Below are 12,157 nucleotides of genomic sequence, written 5' to 3' on the forward strand. Positions count from 1 at the left end.
ATTTACGCAGCGTTTTCCGTACGCGCCGAAAGTCCTTCCCGCAATGCTCGACCTACGTCTCGTGAGATGTGCTGCGCCGCTTCGCGCGCCGCCGCGCACAATCCACCCATAGCAGCAAAACCGTGCGTCAGCGAGCCAAAACAATGCTGGCGCACGGTAATTCCCGATTTCTCGAGCCGTTCGGCATACGCCATGCCTTCGTCACGAAGCGGATCGAATCCAGCGGTGTACACGAGCGCCGGGGGCAAACCTCCAAAATCGTCTGCAAATAGAGGTGATACGTCGACTTGACGCCGCGCCGCCGGATCATCTCCAACGTAATGGTGGTAAAACCATTCCATGCTTTCTGTCGTCAAGAGCCAGCCTTGACCGAAGGTTTTATGGGACTTCATTGCGCACGAGCCGTCGACCGCGGGATAGACGAGCACTTGTAGCGCTGGCCTTTGCGTATCGTTTCGCGTTTTCCGCGCCACGACGGCCGCGAGATTGCCTCCCGCGCTGTCACCCATCACGGCGAGCCGAGTTGGATCCATGTCGAAGTCGTTTGCTCGACGCGCAACGCAGCGAAACGCAAGCGTGGCGTCATCGACGGCTGCAGGGAAGGGGTTTTCTGGCGCGAGCCTGTAATCGACGGCGATCACACGCGCGGATGCATCGCGCGCAAGGTGTTGACAGTGGCGGTCGTGCGTATCGAGGTCGCCCAAGACAAACCCGCCACCATGATAGTACACGATGCCTGGCGAAGGTTTGGACAAACCTCGAGGTACGTACTTCCGAGCGGGCACGCGTGCTCCGCCCTGCTCGAGCACCAAGTCTTGCACATGCACGTCGGGGCAGGCGTCGTCTTCGATCATCAACTGCGATTCCGCCATCGTCAAGCGTCCCTGTTCCGGAGAGCCGCCTGCAATGTCCGTTGCTCCGATGAGGTCACCTATGCCCATGAGCACGGCGAGGGATTCGTCGCACACGTTGCCTTCGATGGGGCGCGCGCGCCATCCGATGAGACGTGAGCGAAGCAAAGGGGAACGCACCAAACGCGGGCCGAGAGCGCGCATGATGCGTGCGCGTGCGCGAGCGAGACGAGACAGTCGCATGCGTGCAGCGTATCGGACATCGAGCCGAGTGGCTACGTGAAGTGAAGATGGACGCGTACGTCGAGCCGCGGTAGGCTCGATCGTCGAGGCACACGTGATGCAAACGGTGACAAGGCTGCTGTGGCGATGCTCCATGATGAGTGCCGTGGCGCTCGTGCCCGCATGCAAGCGCGATGCACCGCCGGCTCCTGCGGCGCAATCCATGCCGAGTCAGTCTGCGCCCGCTGCGCCGGCGTCGGCTGCGGCGGTCGCGGGGCATCACGCTTCGCCGCCGTGGTTCGACGGTAGCGTCGATCAGGCGTTTGCCCGTGCACGAACCGACGGATCGCTCGTATTTCTTTATTGGGGTGCGGCTTGGTGCCCGCCATGTAATGAACTGAAGGCGCAGGTTTTCAACAAGCCCATTTTTGCAGAAATGGTGCGCGGGTTCGTCCCGGTATACCTCGATGGGGACACCGTCGATGCGCAGCGCTTGGCCGAAACATTTGCCATTTCGGCTTATCCCACCATCGTGATCCTCGATCCGGACAAACAAGAGCTATTGCGCCTCGGCGGGAGTCTCGATGCAGGTGAAGTCGAACGGGCACTTGGTTCCGTGCGCAGCAAGGGCCAAAGTTTTCGGGCTGCGATGGGGCGTTTGGAATCGAAAACCCCCACGGCCGATGATTGTAACGTGCTTGCGCATACGGCTTGGGAGCTTTTCCCCGAAGATCAATGGCCTCTGTCAAAGGTCATGACGTCATTGCGTTCAGCCGTGGATGCTTGTCCGGCCAAACTCATGCGCGAGCGGGCGCTTTTGGCTTCTACGCTCGTTGGATTGGCGTCCATCCACCGAAACGACGCAAACGTATCTGTCATCGTGAAGCAAGTCGCGGCGAACGTGCAAACGCGCCTGGACCTCATTCTTGCGAGCGAAGAGACGGCGTGGGCGGCCCGCGCGTTCGTGAACAATCGCGCGAGCGACGTTGCAGAATGGATCGAAGGGAAAAACCCGTCATCATCGACGGCGGGGTGGAAAGCAAGGTGGCTCGAAGCGGCAGCGTGGATTCGTGCAAGAAAGGAAGCTTCGGTGGACAATCGTCTTTCCACATTTCTTCCCATGCTCGATTTCGAGCTGCAAGCCAATCCGGACAAACCCATATCGGAAGCGACACGCACCACCATCGTTGCTGCGGTCGAACGAGCCGACGCGGAGGCAAAAACGCAGGCCGAACGACATGCCGTCGTTTCCACTGCGGCCTACATGCTTCGTCGGGTGGGTCATGCCGATCGAGCGAAAACCATGCTCTTGGCCGAGGCGGAGCGTTCCAACACGCCATTCTATTATTACAGCAGCCTTGCGGCGCAAGAACAAGCGCTCGGGCACATGGACGAAGCGCGCACGTGGACGCGCAAAGCACGAGAAAGTGCGACCGGGAGGGCGACAAGGCTACAATGGATAACGCACGACGTTCAATTGAACGCAAAACCGAACAATCCAGAGGAACGTCGTTACGTGTTGGCCCTGGCGGACGAGTTTTACGCGCTTGCCACGTCGATCGACGATGGGTTTGTGGGAAGAAACCGTCTGCGCGCTACGCAAATCAGAAAAACCCTCGATTCTTTGCAAGGGGACGATGTCAAGGAATTGCTTGCTCGGCACAAGGCCGCATGCGAGAAACTCGGGCCATCTGCCAAGGCCGCGTGCCAAAAGCATTTCGAATGAGGCGAGCATTCAAACATTGACGAGAGCAGCCACATGGGAAGCGATCCGAATCGAAGACACGATGACGCCGATGGCGACGTAGCGATCAAACGCGAGCGCAAGGTTGCCAAAGCAAAGCGGTACCAAGTCGTATTCCACAACGATCACTACACGACGAAGTGGTTTGTTGTGGATGTGCTCGAACGTTTTTTCCACATGGGCGAAACGTCGGCCTTGTCCTTCATGATGGCGGTACACAACACCGGCCGAGGTGTCGCGGGCGTGTACACGAAAGACATCGCCGAATCGAAGGTCGATGCCGTGCACGATTATGCCAGACAGCACGGAATGCCGCTACGGCTGACCGCTGAACCGGAAGAGTGACGCCTGATCAGATGTGTGACCGCGGGAGCCGGGTGATTTTTTCGGCACTCGCGGTTCCCCCAAACTCGCCCGCTTCGCGGGCTCAAACAGTGGGACCCACCACGAGCGCCGAAAAAATTCACCGGCCTCCCTTCTACAAGTTATCTATTCTTGCCCGTCAGCCCGGCTCCACCCAAAATCGCCTCGACCGCTCCGCCGACCGCGCCCACCATTTCCCCAACTTTGCCAAGCACCGCGCCTGCCGTGCCAGCTACCTTGTCCACAGCGCCCGCCGCCGTATCCAGCGTTTTGTCCATTGCATCGAGGCCCTTGTCCAGAACCTCGTCCACCTTTGCAATCACCTTGTCCGACGTTTCCAATAGTGCCGCGCCAAACTCGTTGACCGCTTGCACGGCGCCCGTTTTTTCGAGCAACGCTCCCAGCGCAACACCACCGAGCGCTCCGGCAACGTCAGCCATCGATACAGGAGCCGGAGGCGCCCCTGGGCCGCCAATCACGACCGTTTTCACGCCATCACACACGAAAGCGCCGCATGTCGTCTTGTCGCCAACGCGCACGAGCTGCATGCCGTGAACGCTCACCGTCGGACTGCCCATTGCAATGGGTTGCGCCAAATGCGGCGCGCACGGTTGAGGGAGCGACGGCGCAAATACCGCGAATTGTCCCGGTCCGAGCATCACGTCGAATGCTCCCGTGGCAATGGCGCCCGTCGTGATGATGGGAATCATATCCATGAGCGAAATCATGGATATGCCAGGAGCCGCTCCAAAGCCGGCTCCCACGGCCGCAGCACCGGCCCCGCCAAGACCCGCCGGGCCTACGACATGCGCGCCCAGAGCCGACGCAACCATTGCAGCGCTCGGCATGACCATGGGAAGCGCGGCATGCGCCAATCGAGACCCAACTTTTGCCGCCAGCGCGCTAGAACCCATAAAAGCTCCTCAAGTGGATTCCCCGGGACGAGGGAAACGAATGGTGGACATGATACGATCGAAAAGCGGATTCATTTGATCCGCATCGGCTTTGGCCATCGTGGCATTGAAACAAAATACCGTGCGCCTCCGCCCGGCGGCCATCGCCAAACGCTGTTCGAGTTTGCCCGCGGAGCCTTGCCAGGAAAAACGTAATTCGACTCCAGGCTGTCCGCCGAACGTCGTTTCCTTTCGTTCGTCGAGCTCGAACCCTTCGAGCCGCTTGGACAATTCGGCAAGCTGTTTGTCCGCGTACGATTGAATGGTTTCTTCCGGTCCCAGCGTATCCCGCGTCATCACCACGTTCGGCGCCGTGCCTTGTCCCGGTTTGGCCGGAGCAGCAAATGCAACGAGCGTCCGGTCGTCCCAATGACGCGGCACATCGAAGGTAACGTCGCGGCTTTCGTAACGTGCCATTTTTCTCGCTCGACTTTCAAATCACGGCAGACCGCTTCACGAATGCCTCACCGAGCTCTCCCCACGGACGCTCGTACACGGCATAACCTTTTTGCGACAGCGTGTGGACGAATGCATCGCCCGAGGAAAACCCATTCATTTGGGCTTCGACGAGGTGCGCATTCAGTTCGCCTGCGGAGAGCGGCGATGCATTCTGGGTTTTCAGGATGAACATCTGCCCTTCGCTCGGGCTTTGGAAGATCGTCGCGCCGCCTGAGCTTTGATTGAGCGCTTGCGCCACGTCGTCCCCGGTAAAACCTCCCGCGCGCGATAACATTTGCCCCATGGAACCCGAATCCGGTGCGCCCGGAATGCCCACATTCGGCCCCGATATGGCCTGCGCCCCGTTTGGCACGCCATTTTGACCAAAAATGTTTTGAAGCGCCTGTTTTGCAGCCTCCGCGCCGCTTTCGGCTTCGTTCGCGGATGCTTGCGCGGCATCGTTCGAGCCGCCTTTGCCGATGTCTTTGAGGTCGCCCCAAAAATCTTCCGCCTCGTCCTTGATGTCGTTCCAGGCTTCTTTGGCGTCGCCCTTGATGTCTTTGGCAGCGCTCTTCGCATCCTCCGCCGCCTTTTTCGCTTCGCCCTTCAAGTCTTCGATCGTCTGCTTGGCGTCCGCTTTTGCCTCATTGAATGCAGCTTTCGCTTCGTCCTTCGTTTGATCCCACGTCGCTTTGGCCTCGTCCTTGGCCTGCTTCCACGTGTCCTTGGCTTCTTGCCACGTTTGCTTCGCTTCTTGCTTCGTCTGATTCCAAGCGTCCTTCGCTTCGGTCTTGGCTTCGTTCCAAGCTGCTTTCGCCTCGTTTGCGAATTCCTTCGGAAGGGCTTTGACGTCTGCGACGACTTCCTTTGCATCCGCAATCGTTTGCTTGACCGTCTCTTTGGCGCTTTCAATCGTGCCCTTGACTTCGTCGACCACGGCTTTGGCCTGCGCCTTCACCTCTTCGACTTGGGCTTTCGCGGCCGCCTTCCATTCCTCGACTTTGCCCTTCCACTCGGCAACCTTCTGCTTGACTTGCTCTTTGGCGCCTTCGATCTGCCCCTTCAGCTCTTCCACGCGCGCTTTCGCCGCTTCCACCTGGGACTTGGCCATTTCGATGATATCGGTGGCCTGCTTCTTCATTTCCTGGAACTTCTCGACGGCCTGGTCCTTCATGGCCAAAACGCGTTCTTTGATCTCTTGAACCTTGGCTTTGGCCTGTTCCTTGAGCTCGCTAATGCGCCCTTTGATTTCGTCGATCTTCGCTTTGGCCTGTTCCTTGACCGCTTCGATGCGTCCCTTGATTTCGTCAATCTTGGCTTGCACGCGGGCTTTGGCTTCTTCGAAGCGCTCTTTGACTTCGTTCACCTTGCCCATGACGGCAGCTTTGGCAGCTTCGAGTTTGCCCTTGAATTCTTCGACGAGCGCTTCTGCGCGCGCTTTGGCTTCTTCGAGCTTCCCGCGCAATTCTTGAATCTTGGCTTGCACTTGCGCTTTGGCCGCTTCGAGACGCGCCTTGACTTCCTCGAACTTCGCAATGGCCATTTGTTTCGCAGCTTCGGCCCGAGCGCGAAGATCTTCCACGGCGCCGCGGATTTTTTCTTGCACGTCGCCCACGATTTCTCCGGCGCGAGCACGCAATTGCTCGATACGATCCGCGAGCTTTTGTTGTTCGAGCGCCACGCGATCGAGGATGTTCGACACGAGCATCGTGGGCGTTTCGAGGATCTTGTCGATTTGCGATTGAATCTGTTCGTTGATCGATTCGGGCATGAGCAAATAGCCCGGCGCATCGGCAATCGATTTCGGCGGAATTTCGAGCAGCTTCTTGAGCGCTCCTTCGATGGCCTCTTCGTCGAAGCCGCCGGGGATTTCATCGAAAATGGGCGCTTTCAGCGATTTCGCCACCGACTTGATCGCGTCGGGAATTTGAAGGTCGGCCAAAGCAACCTCCAGCGTTCCGAGCGTCATCGGAAGCGGGGCTCCGCCGCCCGCCGTATTGAGCAGGACGTTGGGAGCTCCATCGATATGCACTTCCTTGCCGGCCAAGGATGCGAGTCCTCCCGAGCTGACTTTGATGCTGCCGCTCGCGTCGAGGAAAATATCGCCGTCAGCGAGCGTGAGGGATGCTTTTCCGGTCGACAAGACGACGCGACCATTCGAGAGGGACGCACCGGTTTCGCCGAGCTGAATGTGGCAATCGCCGCCGACGACGAGAATGTCGTTCTTTTCGACGCGTGTCGTGCGTGAACCGACGATGTGCCACGTTTGATCGGCACCGATTTTGTGTTTTTCATTGGCCCCGACTTGGACGTCGAGGTCTTTGCCGATTTGCGTCGATTGGTTTTCTCGAATGACTTCGTCGCGGTCTTTTTGCGCGTGAACGATGACCTTTTCGCGTCCTTTGGCGTCTTCGAACGTGATTTCGTTGAAGCCGCCCGAACCTGGCGAAGAATCGCTCTTCCAGGACGTTTTTGTCTTGTGGTCGGGCAATTTGTACGGATGCGGGGACGTGCCGTTGAAGAGGCGTCCGACGATGATGGGTTGGTCCGGGTCACCTTCGAGGAAGTCCACGAGCACTTCTTGGCCGATGCGCGGAAGAGACGCCATGCCGAAGCCTCGGCCGGCCCAAGCTTGGCTCACGCGCATCCAGCACGAGCTTTCGTCGGTGTACTTGCCTTCGCGATCCCAATGGAATTGCACGCGGACGCGGCCGTGTTCGTCGACGTGAATTTCTTCGCCCGCAGGACCGACGACCACGGCGCTTTGCAGGCCGCCCATGCGAGGTTTCGGGGTCACGAGCGACGGACGGTACGGATCGTCGGCAAAGACGGCCATACCCGTGCTCACCCATTCTCCTTCGCTCGTGCCTTCCAGCGTGCGCTGGATCATGAGCAAGCGTTTGTCCGGGCCGAGGTCGGCGCGAGGATGCGCGTCGATGCCGAAAATTTCACCCGGCGCAAGTGACAATGCGGTCGTTTGAAAGAGGACTTTGCGACGGCCTTGACGTGCGGCGTCGAGTCTTCGGGTGGCGAGTGTTTTTCCTTCACGTTCGTCGTGGCGGCCCGGATCGATCACGAATGCGCCGGGAGCGTACGCGTAGCTTTCGTAGCGAGATTCGGAATCGAGCGAGCATTTGGCGTCTGCGATGAGCTGAAAATCGGGGCGGCGGCGGAAGTCGTGGTCGCGCAGCGTGACGCGGCCCGGACGAACTTGATGCGAGATCTTGACGCCCGTGATCGCATCGACGCCTTTGGCGTGTTCGAGGTTGTTGATGTAGAGCAGCGATCCTCGTGAATCGCGCACGCCAGGATCGGCGACGAGGACGAGTTGGCTGGGTGCTTCGCTGCCTGCTTCGGGCGCGCGGAAGTGGTAGTTGATGCCGGCTTCTTCGAGCAGACGCGACAGAAATGCAAAGTCGGTCTCGCCGTACTGCACTCGGTAGTCGAGTTTTGGGAAGGCGGCTGCATCGAGCTCGAGGACGGGTTCGATTTCCCAATCGGCGAGCAATTTCTTGGCGATGTCGGGGACCGACAGATGCTGGAAAATGCGGTTGTTTTTGCGGAGCGACGTACGCGTCAGCGCGGGGACGATGCGCACGAAGTACGTGGACAAACCGTCGGGTTCGACGTCGACTTGTTCGGCGAACTGAACGATACCGCTCCAGGCGAGGGAGCTTGCGACTTTGAAGCCTGCGCCATGACCGACGATTGCGTCGAGATCGATGTCTTCGTCTGCCGAGCGAGCGACGATGGAGATGTCGAACGGAGTCGACATTTCCTCGACGACGGAGAAGCTGCGGACCGACAGGTTGATATCGGGGGCGGCGAAGCGAAGTTCGAGGTTATCCATGGCGGGGATGTCACGATACTCGAAGGTGATTCTTTCGGGAAGGGGGAACCGATTGGTGCCGATGCCGTGACGAGCAGTCGCGCGGAGCTACGAATACCCGTGGCGACGACGAGTTCGGGCTCCATGGACACCAACTGGGAGGAAGAACGGATCATGGCGACCAACGGCAATGGCTCATCGGAGATACGTAAGCTGAGGCAGCTCGTGCGGAGCATCCGCGTAGCCATGATGACGACCTGCGCTGAAGACGGCTCGCTTCACAGCCGTCCGATGGCGACGTGCGAGATATCCAGAGATGGATCGTTGTGGTTTTTCACCTATGCCAACACGGGCAAAGTGCAGGAGATTGGGCAAAACCATAAAATCAACGTGAATTACGCCGACCCCGAAAATGACCGGTATGTCGCGGTTGCGGGCACCGCTGAGGTGATCCGCGAGCGCGAAAAGATGGAAGAGATATGGTCGCCCAGGCTGTACGAATGGTTTCCACAGGGGATCGACACGCACGACATCGTGCTCTTGCGCGTCGAGGTGGAGCGGCTGGAGTATTGGGATCTGAATGCGGGGAGGTTCTCGAATTTGTTCGAGCGTCTTCGGGGAGCGGTGCTTCACACGCCGGTTTTTCCTACCAAACACGGCTACATCGAGATTGGTCACGCGCAATCTGCCCCGCGCCCGCCAGCATGATGCCGATGACGAGCGAAGACGGTGTACGAGAAGGACGAACCCGTGCGCGTGAACGCATCGGAGCTGCTAGGCAAGACTCGCACTGGGTGACCGACGATCGAACGTGATGATGTTGGCGATGCGGGAAGTGCGTGTCGCAGGGTACGGCGCATGTCGAAGGTAAGCAGGTTCGGCCGTGCCGCACATTGCAGTGTGCAGCAAGGTGGTTCAGCGAACGCAACAGTTTTTCCAAGGAGCGCTTGACAAACCTTCGCGGGCGTTTCACGATGCCGCTCGTGCTTGCCCAAGCATCGCCGAGGAGGGCCGGTAGTAAGGGCACGGTGCCGGCGCGCGGCCGGGGCGCTCTCCCTCGTGCCGCGCGCTGGCACCTTGTTCTTTTTTGATGATGGGATCGGATTGAGGCCGGGCCAGTGCTTGAACGCTCGCTCCGCGCGCGTGGGACGCGCGCTGCGCGAGGCCAGTCACGATGGGGGGCTCGCAGGCGGCCCTATAAGTGTTTTGGCCAAAGGCCAAAACACGGGCCGACTGCTCTGCCCCCCATACCCCCCGGGATCGGGTTGAAGCCTCGATCAAACCAATTGACACGGCCCGCGTAGCCTGGTGGTAGCATGCACCTCGATGGAGGTTCTTTCGCTTGGACCGCTCTATGCGGCCGGTCTTCCGTGGCAGCGGCAAAACCGCGAGTGGATGCTCACGGTCGTTTGTAAAGCAACGTTTGATCTCGTTCCGGGTGAGCTGCGGCTTTCGGCGGGACAGGAACCCATCAACGAGAGCGACAACCATTGGGACGACGACGTGCGTCGTAGCGTGTACGCGCCAAGCGACATGCAGCCTTTCAAAAAAGGCGCCGATGTCACGCTCGTCGGCAGCGCCTACGCGCCTCACCGTCAACCTTGTCGATCCGTGCTCGCGCGAATGGTCATCGGCACGATCGACAAAGCCATCGAGGTTCATGCGGACAGGGCGTGGTCGGGGGAAGCGCAAATCACCGATGGCCCGCCCTTTACGCAAATGCCCCTGCGATACGAACGTGCCCAAGGGGGACCCGGAACGCCAAACCCCGTGGGGCTCGTGATTCAACCAGGGCCCCTGCCGAACCTGCACCCAGCGCGTCGAGTTGGCACGCTCCAAGATGATGGATCGCCCGTTGGGTTTGCCCCCATCGCTGCAGGGTGGCCTCAGCGAGAAAGTCGGCTTCGTCGTCACCGTGGCAGTTTCTCCCATACCGATTGGTTCACACGCCCGCTGCCCGACGACATCGAAGTCGAATATTTCAACGTGTCGCCTGCGGATCAACGCCTCGTGGAAATCGCTCCCGAGCACGAGTTCGTCTTGGAAAACATGCATCCCGAGCATGTGCGGCTCGCGGGGCGCTTGCCCGGCGTCAAACCGCATGCATTCGTCGAGCGTCCTCGCGGGCCGCAAGAGTTGACGCTCGTTGGAGATGGTCTTTGGTTCGACACGGACCGAGCCATCTGCACGGTGACGTGGCGCGGGCAATTGTCGCTGGCTAGCCGGGACGAACGGGGCCGCGTGCTCATCGTCATGCCGCCGCCGCGACAGAAACTCGGATGGGAAGACGTGCAGCGATTGGCTCACGCGTACGCAGCGTCGAAGTCCGCGTCGAAGTCGGCGTCGTCGAAGTCCCCCGTGGCGCAGGCGCCGACTGCAACCCCGCGCGCTGCATCTGCGGCGCCTTCGCGGCCCGCCGAAGTGCCTCGAGGACGGAATGTTTTCGAGGAGGATTCCGTTGAAACCGCCGTGCTCTCGTTCGATGAATTGGCGCACATCGAGAGTGCAAATGTGCCGCATTGGTTGGCTGGTCGCGTTGCGCGGCCCGCTGGCCCCGCTGCGCCTGCGCCCGTTCAACCAACGCCTGCCGCGCCTGCGGTTGCGCCTTCTCCCATTGCAGCGGCGCCCGTAGCGCCAGCGGCGAGCCCCCCTCCGCTGGTGACGCGACAAGCGCCCGTTCCACCCAAAGTAACGGCTGCTCCGGTGACGGCAGCGTCCGTTGAATTGCCACGACAAACCCCAGTCGATACGCCCCCGGCAGCACCTGCACCTCCACGCGAAACCAGTCCCTGGGCTGCAGGCGCGGCGGCAGCAGGCGCCATGGCGCCGACGCATACGCCCGTAGCGGCGCCCATCGTGGCGTCTCCCGCTCCCGTCGAAGAGCCACGCGCGCATGCTCCCGTGCGTGCGCCACGAAGGGCGAGCGTGGACGTCGTGGATTTGTTGTGGTTCGATCCTGCAAGCGTCCCACGAATTCGAGCGGCATTTCCTGCCATCGTGGACGAGCTCGAATTCGAGCCGGTCGATCCGAAACACGATTTACCAGTGGACGATCCGAACGCATCGCGGGATCGTCATGATGTTTTCGGTGTGCTCACGCGTGCGCAATCGACGGATGGCCGGGGTTTGGCGCGGTCGATGCTCGATGCGGTCAGTGAGACGGGTCGTTTTACTCCGCCCGTCGTGGCCATTGCGGGTGAAATTCGTTTTCCGTTCGACGAAGCCGAACATCTGGCTGCGATGATTGCTGCCATTTCACCGCTCGTGACGCCCGAAAACAAGAAACTCGAAGAAGCATTGGGCACGGCGCGCGAGGTGATGAAGACCCCCATCCTTCAGGCGCCGTCGAATATCGAAGCCGTCGTGAGCGAGCTTCGAGAGGCGCTCCGACAAACCAAACGGGCCGCGACGATCACGCAGCTCGATGCGCATATCGAACGGGTGCTTCTCGAGCAACGAAAATATCAAAAACGTTCCGTTTTTGGAGACGAACAGATCCGGGCATTGTGCGTGCCTGCCGGCGAAAATACCGCGATTCCGACGTATCTGCCCGCATCGCTTGCGAAGATGTTGCCCCTCGTCTTACGGATGAAAGTTCGGCTCTTGGCAGAAGCTCATGCGCAGCAGGATCAATACGAATCACACCCCCACGCATTGCGTTTGCTCGCGCTCGGGCGCGTCGTTGCCATCGAAGGATGGCGGTGAAGCGAATCGATTCGGACGACGGGCCTCCGTAGAGACCCATCGTCCGAATCGA

The 12,157-nt window shown here is 60.0% G+C and carries 8 protein-coding genes; 4 read left to right on the forward strand and 4 right to left on the reverse strand.

Features of this window, described 5'->3' with window-relative positions:
* Positions 1-2 precede the first annotated feature (2 nt).
* Positions 3-968: an alpha/beta hydrolase gene (locus tag IPM54_32070; GenBank protein ID MBK9264424.1), complete on the reverse strand. Its 966-nt coding sequence runs from the start codon at positions 966-968 to the stop codon at positions 3-5.
* A gap of 259 nt (positions 969-1,227) precedes the next feature.
* On the opposite strand from IPM54_32070, the gene IPM54_32075 reads away from it, so the two are divergent.
* Both IPM54_32075 and IPM54_32080 read left to right on the forward strand, forming a co-directional pair.
* A complete protein-coding gene (locus IPM54_32075) occupies positions 1,228-2,799 on the forward strand; it encodes a thioredoxin family protein (GenBank protein MBK9264425.1) in 1,572 nt (523 codons plus the stop codon).
* A 33-nt stretch (positions 2,800-2,832) separates the two neighbouring features.
* Positions 2,833-3,162, forward strand: a complete 330-nt coding sequence (locus tag IPM54_32080; protein ID MBK9264426.1) for an ATP-dependent Clp protease adaptor ClpS — start codon at positions 2,833-2,835, stop codon at positions 3,160-3,162.
* 140 nt (positions 3,163-3,302) lie between these two features.
* On the opposite strand, the gene IPM54_32085 is transcribed toward IPM54_32080, so the two are convergent.
* Genes IPM54_32085 through tssI form a run of 3 tightly spaced genes read right to left on the reverse strand, consistent with a single transcriptional unit; the run spans position 3,303 to position 8,421 of the window.
* Complete coding sequence (locus IPM54_32085) at positions 3,303-4,094, reverse strand: PAAR domain-containing protein (GenBank protein ID MBK9264427.1); 792 nt, start codon at positions 4,092-4,094, stop codon at positions 3,303-3,305.
* A gap of 9 nt (positions 4,095-4,103) precedes the next feature.
* Entirely contained in the window at positions 4,104-4,550 is a 447-nt protein-coding gene (locus tag IPM54_32090; GenBank protein MBK9264428.1) for a DUF1795 domain-containing protein, read from the reverse strand.
* A 16-nt stretch (positions 4,551-4,566) separates the two neighbouring features.
* Positions 4,567-8,421, reverse strand: coding sequence for a type VI secretion system tip protein VgrG (tssI, locus tag IPM54_32095; protein MBK9264429.1), 3,855 nt, complete (start codon positions 8,419-8,421; stop codon positions 4,567-4,569).
* 123 nt (positions 8,422-8,544) lie between these two features.
* On the opposite strand from tssI, the gene IPM54_32100 reads away from it, so the two are divergent.
* Positions 8,545-9,108 (forward strand): pyridoxamine 5'-phosphate oxidase family protein, encoded by a 564-nt coding sequence (locus IPM54_32100; GenBank protein MBK9264430.1) that lies wholly within the window; start codon positions 8,545-8,547, stop codon positions 9,106-9,108.
* A gap of 618 nt (positions 9,109-9,726) precedes the next feature.
* Positions 9,727-12,105, forward strand: a complete 2,379-nt coding sequence (locus IPM54_32105; GenBank protein ID MBK9264431.1) for a DUF2169 domain-containing protein — start codon at positions 9,727-9,729, stop codon at positions 12,103-12,105.
* The last annotated feature ends 52 nt before the right edge of the window (positions 12,106-12,157 follow it).

The organism is Polyangiaceae bacterium, assembly GCA_016715885.1.
Lineage (GTDB): Bacteria > Myxococcota_A > Polyangia > Polyangiales > Polyangiaceae > Polyangium.